Source organism: Pelorhabdus sp. sgz311002 (assembly GCF_056134285.1).
Genome location: NZ_JBWBCL010000006.1, coordinates 131,363 through 153,731 on the forward strand (window position 1 = coordinate 131,363; position 22,369 = coordinate 153,731).

17 protein-coding genes are annotated in these 22,369 nt (G+C 41.0%); 1 reads left to right on the top strand and 16 read right to left on the bottom strand.

The window, feature by feature from the left end:
* Positions 1 to 15 precede the first annotated feature (15 nt).
* The 6 genes from allD to allC all read right to left on the bottom strand — a co-directional run bounded on the left by allD (position 16) and on the right by allC (position 9,285).
* The gene (allD, locus tag AC0NJP_RS11075) at positions 16 to 1,095 is read right to left on the bottom strand and encodes an ureidoglycolate dehydrogenase (RefSeq protein ID WP_474039916.1); all 1,080 of its coding nucleotides are present in this window, start codon (positions 1,093 to 1,095) and stop codon (positions 16 to 18) included.
* Positions 1,096 to 1,341: 246 nt separating this feature from the next.
* Positions 1,342 to 2,739, bottom strand: coding sequence for an NCS1 family transporter (locus tag AC0NJP_RS11080; RefSeq protein ID WP_474039917.1), 1,398 nt, complete (start codon positions 2,737 to 2,739; stop codon positions 1,342 to 1,344).
* A gap of 52 nt (positions 2,740 to 2,791) precedes the next feature.
* A complete protein-coding gene (allB, locus tag AC0NJP_RS11085; RefSeq protein ID WP_474039918.1) occupies positions 2,792 to 4,144 on the bottom strand; it encodes an allantoinase AllB in 1,353 nt (450 codons plus the stop codon).
* A 75-nt stretch (positions 4,145 to 4,219) separates the two neighbouring features.
* A complete protein-coding gene (gene allB, locus AC0NJP_RS11090; protein ID WP_474699814.1) occupies positions 4,220 to 5,596 on the bottom strand; it encodes an allantoinase AllB in 1,377 nt (458 codons plus the stop codon).
* Between the two features lie 575 nt (positions 5,597 to 6,171).
* A complete protein-coding gene (locus AC0NJP_RS11095) occupies positions 6,172 to 7,767 on the bottom strand; it encodes an L-lactate permease (protein ID WP_474699815.1) in 1,596 nt (531 codons plus the stop codon).
* A 279-nt stretch (positions 7,768 to 8,046) separates the two neighbouring features.
* On the bottom strand, positions 8,047 to 9,285 hold the full coding sequence (gene allC, locus AC0NJP_RS11100) for an allantoate deiminase (RefSeq protein ID WP_474039923.1): 1,239 nt from the start codon (positions 9,283 to 9,285) through the stop codon (positions 8,047 to 8,049).
* 402 nt (positions 9,286 to 9,687) lie between these two features.
* On the opposite strand from allC, the gene AC0NJP_RS11105 reads away from it, so the two are divergent.
* The gene (locus AC0NJP_RS11105; RefSeq protein ID WP_474039924.1) at positions 9,688 to 11,367 is read left to right on the top strand and encodes a PucR family transcriptional regulator; all 1,680 of its coding nucleotides are present in this window, start codon (positions 9,688 to 9,690) and stop codon (positions 11,365 to 11,367) included.
* Positions 11,368 to 11,493: 126 nt separating this feature from the next.
* Here AC0NJP_RS11105 and AC0NJP_RS11110 read toward each other — a convergent pair whose 3' ends face one another.
* From AC0NJP_RS11110 to AC0NJP_RS11155, 10 genes are all read right to left on the bottom strand, one after another.
* Positions 11,494 to 12,723 (bottom strand): pyridoxal-phosphate-dependent aminotransferase family protein, encoded by a 1,230-nt coding sequence (locus AC0NJP_RS11110; protein WP_474699816.1) that lies wholly within the window; start codon positions 12,721 to 12,723, stop codon positions 11,494 to 11,496.
* Between the two features lie 263 nt (positions 12,724 to 12,986).
* A complete protein-coding gene (locus AC0NJP_RS11115; RefSeq protein WP_474699817.1) occupies positions 12,987 to 14,144 on the bottom strand; it encodes a helix-turn-helix domain-containing protein in 1,158 nt (385 codons plus the stop codon).
* A 125-nt stretch (positions 14,145 to 14,269) separates the two neighbouring features.
* On the bottom strand, positions 14,270 to 14,575 hold the full coding sequence (locus tag AC0NJP_RS11120; protein ID WP_474040071.1) for a BMC domain-containing protein: 306 nt from the start codon (positions 14,573 to 14,575) through the stop codon (positions 14,270 to 14,272).
* Between the two features lie 22 nt (positions 14,576 to 14,597).
* Entirely contained in the window at positions 14,598 to 15,386 is a 789-nt protein-coding gene (locus tag AC0NJP_RS11125; RefSeq protein WP_474039927.1) for a glycyl-radical enzyme activating protein, read from the bottom strand.
* 43 nt (positions 15,387 to 15,429) lie between these two features.
* Positions 15,430 to 17,964, bottom strand: coding sequence for a glycyl radical protein (locus tag AC0NJP_RS11130; protein WP_474699818.1), 2,535 nt, complete (start codon positions 17,962 to 17,964; stop codon positions 15,430 to 15,432).
* Between the two features lie 20 nt (positions 17,965 to 17,984).
* A complete protein-coding gene (locus AC0NJP_RS11135) occupies positions 17,985 to 19,106 on the bottom strand; it encodes a 1-propanol dehydrogenase PduQ (protein ID WP_474699819.1) in 1,122 nt (373 codons plus the stop codon).
* A 12-nt stretch (positions 19,107 to 19,118) separates the two neighbouring features.
* Positions 19,119 to 19,382 carry a EutN/CcmL family microcompartment protein gene (locus tag AC0NJP_RS11140; RefSeq protein WP_474039930.1) on the bottom strand — a complete coding sequence of 88 codons (264 nt, stop codon included), beginning with the start codon at positions 19,380 to 19,382 and terminating at the stop codon, positions 19,119 to 19,121.
* A 14-nt stretch (positions 19,383 to 19,396) separates the two neighbouring features.
* Positions 19,397 to 20,851, bottom strand: coding sequence for an acetaldehyde dehydrogenase (acetylating) (locus AC0NJP_RS11145; RefSeq protein WP_474699820.1), 1,455 nt, complete (start codon positions 20,849 to 20,851; stop codon positions 19,397 to 19,399).
* 33 nt (positions 20,852 to 20,884) lie between these two features.
* The gene (locus AC0NJP_RS11150) at positions 20,885 to 21,652 is read right to left on the bottom strand and encodes a hypothetical protein (protein ID WP_474699821.1); all 768 of its coding nucleotides are present in this window, start codon (positions 21,650 to 21,652) and stop codon (positions 20,885 to 20,887) included.
* Positions 21,653 to 21,731: 79 nt separating this feature from the next.
* Positions 21,732 to 22,361, bottom strand: coding sequence for a phosphate propanoyltransferase (locus AC0NJP_RS11155; RefSeq protein WP_474699822.1), 630 nt, complete (start codon positions 22,359 to 22,361; stop codon positions 21,732 to 21,734).
* Between the last annotated feature and the right edge of the window lie 8 nt (positions 22,362 to 22,369).

The following is a 22,369-nucleotide window of genomic DNA, read 5'->3' on the forward strand; positions in this document are numbered from 1 at the left end:
ACCCTTCATTCCTGTTTAGTCTAACGTGTCAGAAGCAAAAGCGCTTTTTCCTTCATAACGGTTGTAATGAATATCATCACTGACAAGATAATCGTAAATTTCCTTTACTATAGGAATTCCATTGCGTTCATAGTTCTGGGCCTTCTTTTCTGAAGACTCGCCAGGAACCAGCACTTGATCAAAACCAGCAGCTGGACGAAGCACATGAAGCTCATCTACCATTTTACTTACATTATTTTTAAAGGTATCAATGGACGAAAAGTAGTCCGGATTGATTACCAAATGGATTTGTCCCAATTCCCGACCGGCAGAAAGATCAGCATACATAGAGCTTACATGCTGTCCGAAGGGAACGCCCAGTAAGGAACCGCACAAAATATCAACCATCATCATCAAGCCATAGCCTTTAGAACCAGCAATAGCTAAAAGACCGCCAACAGCAAAAGGATCTGTCGTAGGATGTCCTTTCGTATCTACCGCCCACGTATTAGGGATCGGATTGTTTTTGGCCCTAGCATCTAATATTTTGCCCCAAGCGCCTACAGTAGTAGCCATATCAAATACAATCGGAGGACGGCCCGCACAAGGAGCGGCAAAGCCAATAGGGTTTGTCCCAAAGTATGGATCGGCCGAGCCATAGGGCACTACCATCGGGTCGGACTGACACATCGATAGGGCAATCATATTTTCATCAGTTGCCATTCTCAGAAAATAAGAAAGAGTACCACAATGTCCGAGTTCACGCATGCCGACAAAACCAATACCATTTTCTTTAGCCATTTTTATGGCTTCAAGCATACCATTTCTGGCCACAACCATTCCTATGGCATTATCCCCTTCATAGATCCCAGTGCAAGGACCGGTTTTTCGGAAGGAAAATTTAGGATTTGTATTGCTGCCGCCTTTGGCGATTCGCTCTGAATAGTATTCAACGCGCACAGCGCCATGAGAATGTACCCCGCGGCTATCGGCATAGGTCAAATGATTCGCTAACTCCTGAGCATGGTCTTCAGGCAAACCAGCTTTCATCACTTTATTCTTGATCAACTGGTGCAATTCCGTTTTACTTACTAATACCATTTCTTGATCACTCACAATAAAACACTCCTTTTAGTCTGATTACGTCAGAATTTTCAGGATCCTTTACATTCATTGTACTTTTCTTTCTTTCCTTTTTCATCATCCATACAGGATAAATTGTCCAGTAAATTTTATCATTTTTTAGCAAATAAGTAGTAAACATCATACAATACTCCCCTAAAAGGGCCAAACAAAAACAGAAGTAACTGTAAACTGAATCAGTTAACTTCTGTTTTTTGCTGTTTTATTGAAACCTAATAATTATTTTTCAAAGATTGTACCATGTTTGAATTTCGAATCTTTAAAGGCAGTCTTCATTAGAATGTAATAAGAAATGCCTGCCACAACAAAACCAATGATCCAGGCTAGCTCCACTTTCATGAAAGCAGCACCGGCGCCAATAAGCATGGCAATGATCGCACAAGGATTATAGCCGGCAAAAGAGCCTTCTTCCTTATACAAATCGATAATGTCGATTTTTTGCTTTCTCAAAATATAGTATTCAACTAATAAAATAGACACAATCGGCCCTAAAAAAGCTGAATAGATAAGGATAAACATGCCAAGCCCTTCTGCCGAAGAATCCTTTACAAGAATCCACGGGCATGTAGCTAAAGCAAGTAGTCCCGTTATGGTAACTGCAGCTTTATATTTTAATTTTGTAATCAATGTAATGACATAGGTTGGCGGAATAATATTAGCAACCATATTTACAGCAACAGCGCCCATAACTATAAAGGACGATACAAAGAATGTAATATACGAGTTATTTATCACGATGGCAAAGGCTTTTACAGGATTAGAAATTCCTGTTGTTGCAGCAAGCATTGCACCAATGCACAGTACAAAGCCGTAGGCTAATACAATTGGTAAGAAGTACAAAAAGCCACGTTTGGTGCTTGAAATTCCGGTCTTTAGTTCTCTTGAGTAATCTGCAGCGCTTAAAAAAATAGCTGCATAATTTCCCATAAACATCATAATAAAAGCAAAGAACGGTAAGCCCCACGTGCCACTTGCATGAACCCACTTTTCTGCAATCACATCACTATGAGAGGTAATCAAGATGCTAAATACATAGAGCAGCGCCAGCATAATAACGGTAGATATAATAGACTCTACCCATTTAATCGCATGGAAGCCATACATAGAAAGCACGATCTGCACCAATTGCAGCACGATAAAACAAATCGCTATATTGTCAAAGCTACCGCCTGTAACAATTTTGGCAATTTCATTTAAGGCCGTACCACCAATCCAACTCTGAAATCCATACCAAATAATAGCAGGAATACCACGTAAAAGTGATGATACAATGCAACCTTTAATCCCAAAAGACATTCTAAGCTGTACAACATAAGGTATGCCGGTTTTGTAACCCAGCCGATCGTTTAAGGTAAACACCGTAGAAATAATGCCAATTGCTATAATGGCTGCCGCAAAGGTTTGAAAAATATTTAATGTTGCTACGCCTGCTACAACCAAACTAGATCCAAGCGTCATATTGCCTAAATTGACGCCGTCACCAAGCCACATAAACATATAGTCTATGGGACCTACTGTCCTATTTGCATCCGCTTTCGGATTTAGTGACTCATCCACGCCCATATTGGCTTGAACCGGCGTCGTTTCCGTGCCACTTTTTTCTAATATAGTAGACATACGCACCCCAACTCCTTTTTAATGTTTGCCCTATTTCTAATAATATATTGGGTTATAAGTTAGGTCTTAAATGTTTACCCATCGGTTTTGCTACAATTTTTCCATCTTTAAAGATTGTTGTCCCTCTAAGAATGGTTTGTGTCACTGTAGCCAAGAAGGTATCGCCAACATACGGACTTACCTTGTGTTTATAGAAAAGATCCTCTGCCTTTAATGTCACTTGTTTATTCAAGTCTACTAAAGCAAAATCTGCATCGTAGCCGACTGCAATTTTGCCTTTCCCGGAAATTTTAAAGATCTCATTGACATTTTGCGAAGTCAATTTGGCAATAGCGTCAAGCGAAACTTTTCTACCATAATAAGCATGCGTAAGCATTGCGGAAAGAGTCGTCTGACAAGCTGAGATGCCGCCCCAAACTTTTAAAAATTCTCCATCCTTTAACTTAGGATCACAGGGAGAATGGTCAGAAGAGACAAAATCAATTTCGCTATTTAACAGTTTTGCCCACATTTTCGCTTGATTTTTAGCATCACGAATCGGCGGCGAACATTTTGCCACGGTTCCCATCCGTTCTACATCATCATCGGTAAGAATTAAATAATGGCCAATTGTTTCGCAGTATACGTCAACCCCTCTATTTCTTGCCTGAGTAACAAGCTCAACAGCTTTTGCTGTGCTAATATGGGCAATAATGAGTTTACAACCGGTCTCTTCGGCAAAAGAAATCATACGCGAAACATTTTCAATTTCCGTAATTGGCGGACGAGCGGCAAAATAATCTCTCACGGTCGTCTGATCATTTGCAAGCGCCAGGGCTGTTAAATCTCTCGTAATTTCAGCATTCTCACAATGCACCATCAGCGGTAGCCCTAGCTTCGCTAATTTTTCCATGCCGACAAGGGCCGTATAATCATCGGCTCTCTCAAATTCATCAATACCGCTAAAGCAAGAGAATGCTTTAAATCCAATTACGCCGCACTCGGCAAGCTCTTCAAATTTATTTAAATTTTTAGGAGTAAAGCCACCCCAAAAACCATAGTCAACTAACGAGTCTCTTTGCGCCACAGCAAGCTTTGCATTAAAGTTTTTCGCGTCAAGTGTACAGGGACTACAATTAAGCGGCATATCAAAATAGGCAACACCGCCGCCTGCTGCAAGAGCACTACTGCCTGTTGCGATTGTTTCCCACTCTGTTCTGCCGGGATCATTAAAATGTACATGTCCATCAGTCGTTCCAGGGAATACATATTTTCCGGCTGCATCAATAATTTCTGTTGCATCACCAGCGATCTCTTCGGCAATTTCTACAATCTTCTCATCACAAACAGCAATATCGGCTTTTTTTACCTGATCAGGACAAACAATATTTCCATTTCGAATGATTACATCATAACGCTTACTCAAGAGAATCCTCTCCTCATCTACTAATATTTGCATTCTTAATCATAAACTTATCACTTATGATAAATAAGCTGCTTCTTAGCTAGAACGCGTACTTTTCTGTAATTTTTTCACGAAACTTCCAAAGCCTTTCTGACCAACGACTTTGCCATTTTCGGCCACAACCTGTCCTCTAACCAACGTGCATACAGGAAGTCCGACCCCTTTCAAGCCGACAAATGCAGAAATTTGATTCACATAATAAAGTGATTCGGGTGTAATTTCCCATTCCTTTTTCGGGTCGAGAATTACTAAATCCGCATCAAAGCCAACTTCAATTGCGCCCTTCTTACCGTATATTCCGAATGCCTTTGCCGGTCCTTCACTTAGCGCTCTGGCAAGTATGGTCGGACTATAGCCGCGCTTGGCGACACCTTCACTAAATACGACCTGCATGGTATTTTGAATGCCGCTAATTCCGCCCCAGGCACCAAATACGCCATGCTTTTCTTCGCTTTTTTCACTGAGTTCGCAAGGCGAATGATCCGAACCAATACAACTCAATGTGCCATTATCTACATATTCCCACATTTCTTCTATCGCTGCAGTTTCTCTCAGTGGCGGTGCGCATTTAAATAAGCTGCCATTTTTAATCACATCGTCTTCCGAAAAAGTAAGATAATGACCACAAGTTTCACCAGTAACGTCAACACCGTCAAGTTGGGCATCTCTGATAATCTTCGCCACTTGCGGATGACTTACATGACAAATATGAACCTTAGCGCCAATCTCCTTGGCAAGACTGATAATATTTTGAGTTGCAATGAGCTCCGCTATAACGGGTCTTGAATTCAAAAAATCTCTCCAGTCATTTTTCGCCTTCCGTTTTGCTCTTTCCTCTTCCCATTTAATAATTGAGTAATCTTCACAATGAAAACCGGCACGAGCATCAACGCTTTTTAAAATCTCCAAAGCTTCTTTTGCTTGGCCAATAGAAAGAGATACATAATCAGGCGAAACGGGACCAATGAATGACTTGAAAGCAACACAGCCTTTAGCATCAAGTTCTTTTAAGCTTGCAAAATTATAATCTACAAGTCCGCCCCAAAAGCAATAGTCCACATAAGCATTGGAAGAAACATGGGCAAGCTTCTTTGCTAGAATCTTTTCATCAGTAAGTGCAGGTTCATTCTGCAGCGGCATATCTACAATGGTAGTAAACCCGCCCACTCCCGCAGCGGCTGTACCATGGGCATAATCTTCCCGCCAGTTGTACCCTGGATCGTTCAGATGTGCATGACTGTCGATGGCGCCAGGGAATACATAATTCCCCTTAGCGTCAATTACATCAGTTGCTTCGACAGCAACACTTGGTTCAACGATTGCGGCTATTTTGCCGTCATTAATACATATACTTGCCGCAAAAATTCGCTCTGATGTTACCACCTTGCCGTTTTTAATAACTAGATTAAACATTATAAGCCCCCCTCTTATTAACATGCTCAATCTTAAACCGTATTGATCACTGCGCTTTCTCTAGTAAAGCACTTTGATTCCCTCTACTCCTTTCTACATGTTTATCGGATTTTCCTTATGCCGATTTTTCCGCATCTATATTTGTTACCTTTACATGTTAATTATACTGATTTTTTCGATTTTTCCACCAGTGCATAATTTGCAAATAAACACAAAACAACTATGCGTATTGCACACTCTGACGACCATTTATTGCACAATTGCGAATTACTATTTTCGTCGGAATCGCAATTGTGCACACTAAAACTACACGGTATGTAAAAGGTACACAAAAAGGAACTGCAGATAGGTTTCCCTTTCTGGCAGTTCCTCTCATAGAACTCTTTATTTAATTATTACATAAGCCACCTATTACTTTAATGCTCGTTTTATCAATGGCCCCGCCATACCTAAAAGCAATACGAGGATTCCAGCTATAGAACACAAACTATTACTAGACTGACCACCGTAATACAACATAGGAAAGGCTATAACAAGAAGGATCGGTAAATACACTACCAACTGCTGCACTGCTATCACCACCCCAATTGATAAGATACAAAAATAATCACGCCAAAGATCCCACATAACAACATGGCTCTTAGTAAAAACGCATTAATAACATCGCCCTCTTTACCAAGAATACCAGCTGCCGTTGTACCAAGCAGGACCTTACTCGGAGCAATAATGCTACCAATCGAACCACCAACCGTTTGCACTGCCAACAGTTGGGCTTTATCTACATGTAACATTCTTCCCACTTGCTCCTGAAAACTACCGAAAAGAATATTCGATGACAAATTACTACTGGTCATAAAGGTACCAAGCAATCCAATAAACGGCGAAAGAATTGGATATGCTCCGCCAGTTACGGCAGCAACCCCTTGCGCCAATACGGTTGTCTGTCCTGTCTCATCCATGACTTTCGACATAGCAATCAGACCAATGACGGCAATGGCAGAAGGTATCGTTTTCTTTAAAGCATTCGTCGTAATCCGTTGTAATCCGCCGCTTTTTATATATCCGACACTTTGATAGGTTCCGTAGCCAACGACAGCAGCTAGTAATAAAAAGAATCCCGAATTCAACAGGGGCACTAGCGGTGCATAGGCTGCATAATCATGCGTTGCAAAGCCAAGCAGCGTTGTTTTGCCAACGAAAGGCAACGATAGCTGCCACTGTCCAAACAAACTCTTAATCGAACTATTTAGTAGTACCACAACAGCTATAACTACTAAAAAAACATACGGAATAAAAGCTTGTTTAATGCTCATAGCATGAGTAGACGAACTATCTTCGCGCCGTTGTTCAATCGGATCATGAAGTTCTACAGCTTGACGATAATAGGGGATTTTTCCAATGAAAAAAATTAACCCTAACGAAACAGATGCTACAACAAAATTAGAAAGCATTGGATTTAAGAGAGCCAACCACATTTGCCCGCCACTTTGGAAAAGTGCTAAGAGAATTACCATGACGGCATTTCGTTTAACGCCTTTATATCCACCTGCTAAACCAGCAATAACCAGCCCTGATATAACATTAACAACGCCAAGCATCCCTGTAGTCCAGAGAATGGTATGTTTGAGAGTCACCGGGTCGCTTAAATCCACTTGGCTGACAAGACCATCCCAAGCAATTCCCAGTGTACCAAAGGTATTCCCCCAAGCCTGTCCTAGTAGGGTAATGAGTACTGCGGTGATCGGCCTTACACCCATACCAATCAGCAGCGGAGCACACACTACAACAGGAACACCAAAACCTGTAATCCCTTGCAAAAACCCAACAAAAATCCAGCCTACAGCGAGAACTTGCAAAACTTTGTCGGGCGTAAAAGTTTGCATTCCTTCCCGAATAACAATAAAAGCTCCCGACTCGCGAGAAACCTCATAAATAAGCAATGCGGGAAATACCACCATAATGATCGCAATGGAATACCACATTCCCTTGGCAACAGCCAGGGCAAGCATATCCATTCCACCACCAAATACAAAAAAACCAATCAGTATGGAAATAATTAATCCACCTGATGCTGCCTCATCGCCACCCCATTTACATTTCAATAACAGAAATAGCAAAAATGCAATCGGCAAAGCAGCGGCAAACCATTGTATCGCACTATTTGACATCATACATGACCTACTCTACTTAGTTTTTAGCAAACGCTATGAACACTTGATTCAATTCCAAAATGAAGAACAACATTCCATGTTCACATATATATTATATCGTATAATATATCACCTGCCTTAGTTCAATTATATAGAATTTTCGAACTTCACGTATAGTGCATCGGTACCAAATAAATAAACCGCTCCTATGCACTATGCATAATAAGTGCCACCATCTCGATATTGGAGCGGTGGCATTTATTATGTATGATTCACTTTCATAACTTATGAATTTGAACCTTATTTCTTATAAGCTAACTCATACAAAGCTCCCACTAACGCCTTAACGCCTTCTCCCAAATCTCGCGGATCAGTATATTCTAATGGAGAATGACTAATCCCTTTATGGCTTGGCACAAACAACATTGCCGTAGGCACAAAAGTTGCGATAATCTGTGAATCATGCCCTGCCCCGCTATGCATCATTTTATAGTTAAGCCCCGCATTTTCACAGTGTTCTTTTAAGACTTTTACGATTTTTACATCCATAGGAACAGGAGCAGCATCCATCCACATATCAATATGGATACCAACGCCCGTTTTTTGAGCAATTTCTTTTATCTTAGTAGTTATTTCTTCCGTAAAAGCAACTAGTACGTCTTTATGGGTATGACGAGTATCTAATGTAAATAAAGCTTTACCTGGCACAACGTTTACAATATTAGGGGTTATTTCTACTTTCCCAACAGTAGCTACTAAAGGATCTCCATATTGATTGGCCGTATCAATAATCGAACAAATCATGCTACTTGCTGCATACCCAGCATCGCGTCGATAGCCCATTGGCGTTGTTCCGGCATGATTTGCTTCACCGGTAACTTCAATGGTAAAACGGCGTTGCCCAACAATATGCTCGACAATACCTACGGATTTTTGTTCGCGCTCCAGTACGCCGCCTTGTTCCACATGGACTTCTAAAAAGGCCTTTAAATCATTACGAACTGGCGTAGTTGCTTCTCTAAAAGCAAAACCGGCTTTTCTCATAGCCTCAGTAAAAGGAATCCCTTCAAAATCCACCATAGCTTCTACATCTTCTCGTTTACCAAGACCAAATATGTTTTTCACTCCCCAAAACACATAAGGAAAGCGACTACCTTCTTCTTCAGCCATTGATACCACTTCGATATTACGCAAGGGCGCGCCATAAGTTTCCTTTAAATATTTAAGAGCAATGATGCCAGCGATGATGCCGAATTGCCCGTCATAGAGACCGCCATTTTTTACAGTGTCAACATGGGAACCGGTTAAAATCGTTTCATCTTTATATAAAGTACCTTCCAATCTGCCAAATAAATTACCTACCTCATCATATTTGGCAATCAAACCTTCCTCGTTCATAAGCTTTGCCAATGCATTCTGTGCATCTACCCACTCGGGTTTATAAAGGAAACGAGACACTCCGCCATTTGGGTCTTTGCCGAATTCTCCTAGCCATTGCAATAGTTTCTCTGTTTCTTTACCAAAATCAAACCCCTTCATGTTTTACCTCCCTCAATACACTCTATTTTTCTTCATTTTACTGAATAGCTTGGCTATATACGTCTCAAAATTGACCATCTTTCACTTCTATTAGAATGTTCTATTTAAAACATTTACAAGAACATCTAATTTTTTTCAGAAGACAGCTTCAAGTTCACATGGTACTATCAAGTATTTTTTACTCATTTTCATCTAAATACTACGTCCCAATTATACTGAATATTTGATCTTTCATCCAGTGCAGCAATCGTAAAGAAGCAACGGATAAATGTGCAATATGCATATTTATCTATTACTTCAGAAATAAAACTACAATTAACAAGGAAGTTATAACTGTTTAGCGAATTTACTCTTCAATAATAGTTAAATCATGAAATTTATGCAAATTTGAGGAGAATGACTATGCACCTCACAATTAAAGATATTTTTCAATTTTTCCCAGATAAAACCTTATCTTTGGTGACTGGTTCTGCCGGCCTAGACAATATTATTCTATCTGTAAATATAATGGATGCTCCTGATATCTGGAATTGGGTAAAACCAAGTGATTTAATACTAACCACTGCCTACACCATCAAAGACGATCTAGTTTTACAGGAACGTCTCATCAAAGAACTTTCTGCCTCTGGCTGTGCTGGTCTCGGAATCAAAACCAAGCGATTTCTGCCCGAAATTCCCCCTTTAATGATCGAATTAGCAAAGAAGCTGAATTTCCCCATTATTGAACTTCCCCTGCAGCTATCACTCGCAGAAATTAGCAATCCGATTATTAATAGCATCGCAGCACGACAATCCTATTTATTACATCGTTCCAATGAAATTCATAAGACATTAACAACGGTGGCTATTAAAGGTGGCGGCTTACATTCTATCATTACTTGTTTAGGTGAGCTTACCAACTGCCCAGTTGGCTGCTATAGTAATAACGGCTTGCTTCTTAGTTATTGGTTTCCAGAAACAATGCCAGGAGTAAGCGCCAAAGCGAACCTTCAACTAAACCTTCTTATCACCAAAAAGACGATTTTAAATGACTACTCGCAAGAAATTTTAGCACAACCTAAAGTTCCCCACACTAAATGGTTACTTATTGAAGATCATAAATTTCTCGTAATTTCTCTGGCCATCATGTCTAACAATGAGTACTTTGGTCATATCTCTATATTCCAATCTACTACAACCTTCTTAGACATAAATCAGATGGCCTTAGAACATACCTGTACAGTAGCAACACTCGATTTCTTGAAACAAAAAGCAATCGCTGAAAGTCACCGACTTTATTCGCGAGATATGCTAGAACATATTCTCTTTGGCGACCTAAGCAACCAAAACACAACTGAAATCATCTCTAAATTTGAACTAATGCAGGGAAATTTCTTTGAGTGCTCAATTATCGAATTGGATGAAAACGATCAAGAAACAAATATTGCCGCTATCTCGGCTCGCCTCTATAAAACAACCCAACAAGTTGTTACAGAAAAATATCCCTTATCACTCATCTCGGAACAAGCGGGCAAAGTAATAGCCCTTGTCGCATCGACCAGACCATTAAGTACACAGGAATCAGATCTATATAACAAACTACAAACGGCTTTTACATATATGTTCCCAACCTTAAAAATTTCCATTGGCATTGGCACACTCGCTTCGGATATCAATTCCGTTCGTCAGAGCTATTATAATGCCCTATCGTGTCTACAATTCGGCCGGACTTTAAAAGGAAATGGCCATGTTACTTCTCCCCACGAAGTGGCCAGCTATGCCTTGTTAGCGAATTCTGACACTTCTTCCATGCTTACTTATGTTTGTAATTCCATACTTTCCAAATTAGAAAATGCTGATACTCATCATAAAACGGAACTATTAACAACCTTAGAAAAATATCTTGAATGTGATAAAGTTCTAACCGATACAGCAAAGGAATTATACATTCACAGAAACACGCTGACCAATCGCCTCGAAAAAATCACTGACATCACCGGCTTAGATTTCGGTAACAAGGAGCTACTATTCAATTTACGCCTATCTTTCCGCCAGAAAAAAATCTTGAATGCCAAAAATAATTTCTTTAAAGCCTCCGAATGAAAAAATCTATCATTAAATAATGTAAAAATCAAAGGGTACACAAAAATAACGATTATTTTTGTGTACCCTTGTTTACTGTAACACGATACATATTTTATTGCTCAAGCAGCTATACATAGACCGAACTTACTTTCCAGCCTGTTTATACACTTTCAAAGCAGCTTGGACGGCACTGCCTACCTGAATCTTGGCTCCATGCCAAATTAAAGTGGCTTCTAAAGCCCCCAGAACATGCAAAATATTTTTCTTACGACAACTATATCCCATCGTTCCAATGCGCCAGATCTTTCCTTTTAACGGACCAAAGGAGCTAGCAATTTCTATTTGGAACTCTTCTAAAAGCATGGACCGAACGGCTTCCCCATCAATTCCCGCAGGAATCGAAACAGAAGTAACAACTGGTACTTTACAGCTTGGATCGCCATATAACTGAAGTCCCATAGCACTAAGCCCTTCTGTTAAAGCTGCTTCATGCAGTTTATGCCGTGCAAAGCGAGCTTCAAGCCCTTCTTCTAAAACAATTCGTAAGCCTTCCCGCAATGCATAGACCATGGTAGTTGCTTCCGTATGATGATTCAATCGTGCCGGACCCCAATAATCCATTAACTGGCTCAAATCGAAATAATTACTGCGGATCATACGTGACTGATTGGCTTTATACATACTGGAATCAGCCAGCCCACGTTCAATCCTCTTGCGTTCTAGCAATACCGCTTCAACACGAGAGTTGAAAGTAATAGGCGCCATTCCCGATGGAACTGACAAACATTTTTGCGTACCGCCAATCGCTGCATCAATTTTCCACTCATCAACTTTGACATCTACACCGCCAATTGTTGCTACAACATCCACAACAAACAGTATATCAAGCTCACGACAAGCTTCTCCAATTTCTTTCAACGGTTGCATACAACCAGTGGAAGTTTCGCCGTGAACCATCGCTACAATCTTAGGCTTCACTCGGCGAATTTCTGCAATCACTGTTTCAGGGTCAAAAACAGTACCCCACTCAGTTTCTAAATTGACAACTTCAGCACCATAGCGCTCGGCGATTTCTGTTAACAAATGACCAAATCTACCATAGATGGGAATTAGGACAGAGTCACCTGTTTCAATTAGACTGCTTAATACTGCTTCAATCCCGGCTCGTGAAGTTCCGTCTATTGGAAATGCCCATTTGTTTTTTGTTTGAAAAAGTTCTCTTAGCATTTCCATAGTCTCATTCATGATCTGAGTGAATTCCGGATCAAATTGTCCCAGTATAGGCGTTCCCATTGCCCTGAGCACTCTAGGCTCTGCTTCAACTGGTCCTGGCGTCATAATTGTACGCAATGAAGTATTCAGTTCTTTGTACATAGTATCAGTTTCTCCTTTACGAATCCGTCAAATTGAATTTATAATCTTCTATTTATTCCTCCATAAAAGAACTTGCTGTTATCATTATAATAAATTTTCCCAATAGAATCATTGGTTATTTTGAACATTTTAACTGCCGTTTTCTGTGCAAAATGAACTTCCTGACTTATATATTCCTTTTATAAAAGCAAAATCCTACCTTTTCTCAATGATTAATAAATTGCAGACTGGGGTAAATACAGTTGTTAGAGTTTATCCTCTTATTATAACTTCACGCAAAATGCACCATCCACTCGACTGGCATTGCGATACTGATTCGGCGTCATTTCAACCGTCTGCTTAAAGATCCGAATAAAATAACTCGCATCTTTGTAGCCAATAGCTGTAGCAATTCGCACAGTCGTATCATTAGAATTTCGCAACATCTTCTTAGCTGTTTCGATTCTTACTTTTGTCAAAAAATCAACAAAATTATAGCCTCGTTCTTGTTTGAATAAGCGACAAAAATAAGAAGGACTTAAATGAACTACTTGTGATACTTCTTCCAGTGAAATATTTTTAGAATAATTCTTAATGATATATTGGCAAGCCTGCTCAATGGCATACCGATTCATCGTCCCTTTATACTCTTTCATACGACCCATAATCCGATGAAAAACACGGTTTATCCAGGATATAATCATTTTTTCATCATAACAGGCCTGCAGATCTTCCAAACAGGCACAATCAAGAAGAGTGATCTGTTCAAACTCTGCTCCCCCTTCCATAGCCGCGCGCGATGCAACAATAACCAGCTCAAGCAGACACATTTTTATAAGCTCTAAATGGATAGGTTGAGAAAGGATTTCTTTCAGTAATATCGCGAGGATTTCTTGCCCTTTTTCCCATTCACCGCAACGAATGTGTTCCAAAAGCATACTTTCATAGCGAAAAGGATACTGAATTGCATTTTCTGAAAGTGACGAAGTTTTTGTTGTTTTAATAGATGCTACTTGTCTGGTTAAACTAGCATGAAGCCATTCATACCCATAAATTCGTTTTTTTCTTTGCTTTACTTGTTCACGAGCCTCTTTAATCAGTGGAAGAACATCGGCAGCACATCCTGGTTTTGGCACATGCCTTAGAAAATTTCTTTTCCTGACTAGACTTTTAGTAAAAAAAGTATCGCAGGCCGCAAAAATAACGAACCAGAGATCCGGACAAAGCGAAAGGATCTTTTCCACAGTCTGACCCGCTTCTAAAGTTAAGGTTTGTATGTCAAGCAGAACAATATCAGGTCTGTACTTTAAAACAAGCTCACAGGCTAAACCTTCATCACCAACTTCCGCTATAATTTCTATATAGGGATCATACATTTCAATCATTTGTTTCATAAATTCTTTTTCGATTTTTTCATCAGCAATAAGCAGCAAGGTTTCCATTGTATACTCTCCTAAGCTTATCATGTAAGTACTCAACGATCTGAAAAAAGCCCAACGTAGCATTATTACTATACGTTGGGCTTAGAATAAAAAGCGATTTCCAATTATCTGAATAACCCCGTTGTTCAAAGAGGGGACTTTTTACTTTTTACAGCCTCCAATGCTATTTTTACAGCTGATAGTTCACCTAAAACGGCAATCAAGGTAATATGCTGCGGACAAGATCCTGCAATCTCTGAAACAATCACATTAGCAGCTTTTTCGGCAATATCAGCAGCTGCAATAATTGGTGCAACAGGGCCTTGAATAAGGCCAACTGCCTCTGCCGGTTTGTCAGCCAGTAAATTAGCAGCTATCTTATCGCAGGCTTTTCGCTGTAAAATAGCAAGGGCGCTCTTTGAAGGACGACTGATTAGCTCATAGGTTAACAGAAGCGTTCACTCCCTGTGGGTTTCATCCGCCAATTTGACAATTCAATCCCGAATATTTGGCAACCTCCAACAGTTCCTCCATCATGACTGGTTGCAGGGGCTCTATACCAGAAAAGGCATAGTTTTTTCCTAGACCATTATATTTACTTTCCCCCAAGCGATGATACGGAAGCAGATGTAACTGCTTAACGCCTGGAATCGTGGCAGCATACAAAGCGATTCTTGAAATTTCATCTTTTGTACTGTTAAAGCCCGGCACAACAGGAACACGAATCACGATACTCGTTCCAGAAAGACCAATCTTACGAAGATTTTCCAGTATCATATCGTTAGGCCGCCCGGTATATTGGAGATGTTTTAAGCCATCAACATGCTTCAAATCACACATAGCCAAGTCAATCCATGGCAGCAACTCGCGAATCACCTCAAATGAGGCAAATGCAGTTGTTTCTATCGCCGTGTGGATACTTTCGGCTTTACAGGCCTGCAAAAATTGCTTAGCAAACTGTGGCTGAAACAAAACTTCGCCACCAGAAAGTGTCACACCACCGCCGGAACGGCGATAATAAATCATATCCTTGCGAATCACTTGCATGAGCTCTTCCACCGTATATTCTCGGCCAATTACTTTCTCCACACCCTGAACCATCATAGTCTGAGGCTCTCGTTGAATATTTTCGGGGTTACAACACCATTGGCAGGAAAGAGGACATCCTTTGAAAAATACCAGTGTTCTGATTCCTGGACCATCATGGACAGAAAATCTCTGAATATCAGAAATAATTCCTTTTCCACTATATATTGTCTCCATAAAAGCCTCCGCTCAATTGCCTTTAACAGAAAAATTACAGCTATTAAAACATCTGCTCGGTACGACTGATAATATCATCTTGCAGACTTTTATCAAGTGACACAAAGTGTGCACTATAGCCAGCAACGCGTACTACGAGATTCTTATACTGATCCGGGTTCTTTTGGGCATCAAGCAAAGTTTCCCGGCCAACAACATTGTATTGAACATGCATTCCTTTTTGGTCAAAATAGCCTCGAACAAGAGCGGCGAGTTTTTCTAAACCTTCCCGTCCACTAAGAGCTGATGGATGGAATTTTTGGTTAAACAACGTGCCATTTGAGGCAATAGCGTGATCAAGAGCCGCAACCGAGTTTGCCGCAGCAGTCGGACCATTCGTATCACGGCCAGACACAGGGGAAACACCATCGGCTAGAGCTTCCCCTTTTTTTCTGCCATCAGGCGTAGCGCCTGTCTGTGATCCCATCGGAACATTGGCCGATACAGGATACAACCCCGGTTGGAAAAGACCGCCACGAGGATTTTTATATTTTTCGACTTCACGGCAATATACGCTGGCGGCATACCGCGCCATTTCATCGGCTTCTGCTATATCATTACCGAATTTAGGAACCGATTCAATAGCCTGTAATAAACTGTCATAGCCGCCAGCAGCAGTACCAGTTGCTATTACGCCATTTTTCATTAAAGCCTGCAGCTTATTAAGTTGTTCGACTGTAATTGTTTTGCCTTCAGTCAACATCCGCCGTACCACTTCTTCAATAACCTCATTGGGAATTGCAGTAGTAACACTTCCGCCAAAATTATGTTCCACTGCTTCTTTGATTTGAGCCAAAGTAAAGGTTTTACGATCAAATACCAATTCTTCAATTGTTTTGAGTGAATCACCCACATTGGCTACACCAACACCTTGCGGGCCAGTAAAGTTATAATGAGCTCCTCCCTCCTGAATGGATTTACCGCGTTGAATGCAGTCATCGACCATAGATGAAACAAAAGGTAATGGTGCCCTTTCCGCATGAGCAATATCAACAGAGTTATCGGCATTTATCAAAAGACTAACGCAATAGGCCATTTGCTTGCTATAAGCAGTTTTCAATTCTTCAAAAGAAGCAAAGGATGTAAACTCACCCGTTTTCGGTCCAACTTGAACACCGTCAAGCATACCATTATAAATAACCAATTCCAAAACTTTGGCAATGTTGAAAAATGCTGCATCATGCCAGCCTTCTGTCTTACCGCCTTTTTGCGGCTCAACACAACCGATAATCCCATAATCACGAGCATCTTCCAGCGTTAAGCCACGATTTACTAATGCAGGAATAATTACTTCATCATTATAGTAAGCAGGCATGCCTAAGCCAAGACGTGATACTTCTGCTGCTTTAATTAAAAATTCATTAGGTGATTTATTCCATACGCGAATCGAAATAGAGGGCTGCGGCAATTTCGTATGAGCGCTAGCTTCGAGGCAAGCAATCGTAAGTTCATTCGTAACATCGATTCCTTCGGAATTTTGTCCGCCTACAATCAAATTCTGGAACATGGGATACCCGCCGAAAGCCTTGGTCGAATCGGCATCTCTGACTTTATTTACATCATTAAATTTAACCCACAGGCAATCAAGTATTTCCTGGGCGCTTTCGCGTGTCAAACGTCCACTTAAAATATCGGTTTGATAATAAGGATACATATATTGGTCAAAACGCATCGGCGAAATTGAATGGCCATTGGATTCAATTTGAATAATAGCCTGCACAAACCAAAACGCTTGTACGGCTTCATAAAAATTACTAGCGGGATTAGCTGGGACTTTGCGACAATTCGCTGCAATGGCGCGTAATTCCAATTCTCGTTTACTATTTTTCGGTTCATTAGCAGCAAGTTGTTCCGCCAATTGAGCAAAACGATTAGCAAAACGAATCGTTGCCTTTGATGTAATCATTACGCTTTCTAAAAACTGTCTTTTCTTAATAAAATCAGGGCAAGTCTGATCCGCACTGGCTAGAGCCGCTTCGGCTTCCTGCAGAATTCCATTAAAGCCTTTTTCCAATACTTTTTTGTAATCAACACTAATATGACCTACGCCATTAAAATAGTAGTTACCAACAGTAAAAACGCCGCGCCCCATAGCTTCCTTTGTTTCCGGATACATATATTCAGTAGCTAATTCGTTAACCGTTTTTCCATCCCAATAAGGAAGAACTTGTGAGAGCTTTTGTTTCACCTCATCACTAATTGTAAAAACATCGCCAGTCCGTTTCGCCAAAGTTTCAAACTCGCCCATGATCCATTTATAGGAAAACTCTGGAAATATCTGCGTGGAACGTGGCGCCGTCGTCAAATTGCCTACGACGAGTTCATCATTACGGATCACAATTGTCATGTTATCTAAAATATGTTCTACGGCTTTAGCGCGACGTAATACAATCGGTAAAGCCTTAGTTTTTTCATAAGACTCGGTAATAAGACTGGCCCGCTCTGCCTCTACGGCCGGCGGATTGGCATACAATGCGTCAATAAGCTTTTGAATCCTGGGGCTTGTTGGTACCGTAGAAATATCGAATACTTTACTCATGCTAAAAACCTCCTATTATTTTAGTGGTTGCCATATACATGATAAAACAACTGTTCCAAATCACCGATTGTCGGCTGAACTGGATTCGTTTCTGTACATTTATCAGCAAGTGCAGTTTGACACAACACTGCCATTTTTTCCTTAAATGCACCATGATCTACTTTCAGCTCGCTTAACGTACCTGGAATACCCGTGTTTTTAAGAAGGGTACGAACTGCTAAAAGTAAAAGCTGTACGCCTTCCTCTACAGTGGCCGGAGAAAATCCAATCAGGCGGGCCAAACGGCTGTATCGTTTAGCCGTTTCCGGATCTGATGAATTATACTCGAGAATCAAAGGCAATAACATTGCATTAGCTCGTCCATGGGGAATATGGAAAGCTCCGCCCAAGGTATGCGCCATAGAATGGTTAATTCCTAAAGAAGCATTAGTAAAGGCAATACCAGCTATACAGGAGGCATCATGCATACTCATCCTTGCTTCTTTATCTTTTCCGTCCTTTACCGCACGAGGCAGATAGGAGAAAACCAAAGAAACTGCTTTTTCAGCTAGGGCATCGGAATAATTTGACGCCCTTGTTGATACATAGGCTTCAATGGCATGAGTCAAAACATCAACACCGGTATCAGCGGTAACTGTCGACGGAACCGATTCGGTAAAAGCAGCGTCAATAATAGCAATATCGGGTAATAGCGTGTCATCTACAATGGGAATCTTTTTCCCATCCATAGTAATAACCGAGAAATTTGTCACTTCCGAACCAGTCCCACTTGTTGTCGGAATCGCAATAAAGGTCATTTTTTTCTGTTCATGCTTCATCGATCCTGTGCAATATAAAATACTTTTAGCAGCATCAATCGTTGATCCGCCCCCAAAGGCAATAACCAAATCAGGCATCCAGGACAAAAAATCTTTTACGCCTGCTGAAACCAAGGCGGTATCGGGATCGGGATAAATATCAGAAAAGATATGATAGGATTCTTGGTCTCGCAATTGGCCGAGAAGCTGCTGCAGCATAGCACTTGATTTCATGAAAGGATCTGTAATAATCAGAGCCCGCTCGTAGGAAATCGTGCTAATCACATTCGCAGCATTGATCCCATAATGAATAGCTGGTTTTAACTGAAAAGTACTCTGCTTCATAAAATTCGCACCTCATTCGAACTCAATGCGGTCAACAATGCCAACAATAGACATGTCGCCTACCATACGGCAATCATTATCAACACTTCCGCCCCAGTCCACCAGAACACAATCCCCTACACCAGCGCCTACACTATCTACCGCAACGTATAATGGTTCATTGTCAACAGTATTCTGGTCTGTATCTATGGCTCTAATAACCAATAATTTGCCGCCTACTAATTTATCAATCTTTTGTGTCGCAACAACCTTCGCAATCACTTTAGCTAAATGCACACCTTACACATCCTTTATCGCGTGCCATTTAAAATATTTCTTACAATTGCTTCAATATCAAAAGGATCCGCTATAGGTTCTTGTGGAGCGGGTACATCTGTTGTCAGATCAGCCAGTTCGCAACTTCCATAAGCCACTCGGCGAATATTGATGAGATTCATCGGATTGACATTATCAGAGGTTGAACTTCCGCCTACAGCGCCACACCCTAAGGTTAAGGCTGGCGACAACTGCGTCGTTGCACCGATACCGCCCAAGGCGGCAGCAGTATTCACAAGTAAACGAGATACATTTTTCTTAAGAGCAAACTCACGAATAATTGCTTCGTTTTGTGAATGAATTGTCATCGTATGCCCTTTGCCTTCATTATTCAAAATTTCAAGACAACGCAAGCAAGCTTGTTCCCAATCAGCCTCTGTATAAAAAGCCAGTACAGTTGTCAATTTTTCACGGCTATAAGGGTTATTATGGGAAACCGTATTTTGATAAGAAACTAAAACTTTCGCATCAGCAGGAACTGAAATACCCGCAAGAATTGCCAACTCCTGGGCGTTTTTCCCAACGATTACCGGATTCATCGTCTTATTCGGTCGCAATAATAGCCTTCCTAATTTTTCTGAATCAGCTTCATTCAGAAAATAGAATCCTTGGCGCTGCATTTCAGCCACAACAGTTTCTTTCATACACTCTTCAACTACGACAGACTGCTCCGACGCACAAATAACGCCATTATCAAACGTCTTACTTTCCAGAATCTGTCTAACAGCTTTTGGTACATCAGCAGAACGTTCGATAAATGCCGGGCCATTACCAGGTCCAACGCCAATCGCTGGTGTTCCTGAGCTATAGGCTGCACGTACCATCGCTTCGCCGCCTGTAGCTAAGATAAGATCCACGTCCTTGTGAGTCATTAATTCGTGCGTCCCTTCCATCGTAGGAACATCAAGACAATTTATAAGCCCCTCAGGCGCACCACTTCGCATCGCAGCCGCCTGTAAAATCCGGACAGTTTCACGAATACACGCTACTGCGCTAGGATGAGGCGAAAAAATAATAGAGTTTCCTGCTTTAATAGCGATTAAAGCTTTGAAAATAACAGTAGACGTAGGATTCGTCGATGGAATTAATCCCGCAATAACTCCAACAGGAACTCCGACTTCCATAATCTTTCTGGTCGGGTCATCGCAAAGAATACCAACGGTTTTCATGTTTTTGATGGATTCATAAACCGTTTTTGCGGCAAAAGTATTCTTAATGACTTTATCCTGCCACTTACCAAAACCAGTTTCTTCTTTTGCCATTTTAGCCAAGGAAACAGCATTCTCCAAAGCTGTCTGACACATAGCGGCAACGACTGCATCGATCCGCTCCTGGGAAAATTCCCGGAATTGTTCCTGCGCTCGTTTTGCTAGACTTACCTTATTTCTCACTTCTTGTATACTCTGAAGATCTTTATCAAACTGATTCATTGTCCTGACCTCACTATCTGGATTTTACTACCGCTACTCATAGCGTAGTATCATATGCTGCTTAGTAATATACTCCTGAGCCAAAGGTGTAATCACAACTCTGCCGCTGATCGTAATACCTGTACCTTTCGGAAGATGCTGCAATTCCCGACAGGTAATCACTGTACCATTGCCGAAATATACGTCTCCAGTCTGACAACTTTCTGCTTTTGAAAGTAAAGAATCTCCAAATACACCGGGATATAAAGTCCGTTTCATTGTATCCGAAAACTCTGCGCTATCAACAAGTATTGCGCCTAATTCAATTAAGTTCTGTTCATACTGCAACAGCATTTTATTATAGCGACTGTTGGCGGCATATCCCTTGTTTCGTGTATGTTCACTATTGGGATGATAGTTTTCCCGCACTCCAACAATTGGAATACAGCGCATAAGCGCCATGGCAATTCCATTTGTCACAAGACTATCTTGAATACCTAAAGAAGCTTTGATCATTGTATTTCGTGTCAAAACAGGTACTACCACAAGATCCGCATTGGTTAAAAAAGCTCGCATAGCCTCGTCATGAAACAAAGTTCGAGCTTGAATTTTCTGCAGAAACTCATCATTGGCGATTCTTTGAAAAGCAGTTGAAAAAGCAATTTTTGCTTCAGTGGCCAATACTTGATCAACCATCTTCAATAAAGCTTCCCCATCTGCTGCTCCACCTGTAAATAAAATCAGTGTTTTCTTATTGAGAACAGGCAAAAGGCTTTGCATAATTTGTCTTACTAATTCGCCATCCATTACTTTGTCATCCAAGATTTCACATCCTCCGTAACCAAGATCGGCTTTGCTGATACTCTCGGTTCAGATAAAACCACCAATCGCTTTCCCCTGTTTATAAAATCTGTACCTTCATTCCATTTTTCAGGTCGGCAGCATTCGCTTCATCGGTATCTATATGCATTTCTAATACAGCAGTCGGGCTTACTCGTACCGCTACATTGTGAAAAGAACATTGTTGTTCTCCGCTGCTAATTACAGAAACGCACTGACCATCCGATAAATTAAGGCGCTTGGCATCACTTGGCGACATATGAATATGACGTTTAGCAATAATCACATTTTCTTTTAAAATGAGCGTTCCCACTGGTCCAATCACACAGATTGACGCAGCTCCCTTTAAAGCGCCTGAAATTCGAACAGGCGCTTTTATGCCTAAAGTAAACGCATCAGTGCGACTAATCTCTACTTGGCTTTCAGTCCGTACCGGTCCGAGAATACGCACATTAGTCAAGCACCCCTTAGGCCCGGCAATGCAAACCGTTTCCTTAGCGGCAAACTGCCCTGTTTGACTTAACGGTTTGAGCAGTGACAAAGCATAGTTACTGCCAAAGAGAACAGCAAGGTCCTGAGCACTTAAATGAATATGCCGATTCGAAACACCGATAGGAACCCCCTTATCCTGTTCAACATTTGTCAGACAGAATAAAATATCTGAAATCATTTGCTCGTTATGGAAGTTCATGACGAACC

Bases quoted from the DNA above. Each gene is read 5' to 3' on its own strand.
- AC0NJP_RS11080 (WP_474039917.1), bottom strand. From the start codon at position 2,739: ATGTCTACTATATTAGAAAAAAGTGGCACGGAAACGACGCCGGTTCAA.
- allB (WP_474699814.1), bottom strand. From the start codon at position 5,596: ATGTTTAATCTAGTTATTAAAAACGGCAAGGTGGTAACATCAGAGCGA.
- AC0NJP_RS11095 (WP_474699815.1), bottom strand. From the start codon at position 7,767: ATGATGTCAAATAGTGCGATACAATGGTTTGCCGCTGCTTTGCCGATT.
- allC (WP_474039923.1), bottom strand. From the start codon at position 9,285: ATGAAGGGGTTTGATTTTGGTAAAGAAACAGAGAAACTATTGCAATGG.
- AC0NJP_RS11105 (WP_474039924.1), top strand. From the start codon at position 9,688: ATGCACCTCACAATTAAAGATATTTTTCAATTTTTCCCAGATAAAACC.
- AC0NJP_RS11110 (WP_474699816.1), bottom strand. From the start codon at position 12,723: ATGTACAAAGAACTGAATACTTCATTGCGTACAATTATGACGCCAGGA.
- AC0NJP_RS11115 (WP_474699817.1), bottom strand. From the start codon at position 14,144: ATGGAAACCTTGCTGCTTATTGCTGATGAAAAAATCGAAAAAGAATTT.
- AC0NJP_RS11125 (WP_474039927.1), bottom strand. From the start codon at position 15,386: ATGGAGACAATATATAGTGGAAAAGGAATTATTTCTGATATTCAGAGA.
- AC0NJP_RS11130 (WP_474699818.1), bottom strand. From the start codon at position 17,964: ATGAGTAAAGTATTCGATATTTCTACGGTACCAACAAGCCCCAGGATT.
- AC0NJP_RS11135 (WP_474699819.1), bottom strand. From the start codon at position 19,106: ATGAAGCAGAGTACTTTTCAGTTAAAACCAGCTATTCATTATGGGATC.
- AC0NJP_RS11145 (WP_474699820.1), bottom strand. From the start codon at position 20,851: ATGAATCAGTTTGATAAAGATCTTCAGAGTATACAAGAAGTGAGAAAT.
- AC0NJP_RS11155 (WP_474699822.1), bottom strand. From the start codon at position 22,361: ATGAACTTCCATAACGAGCAAATGATTTCAGATATTTTATTCTGTCTG.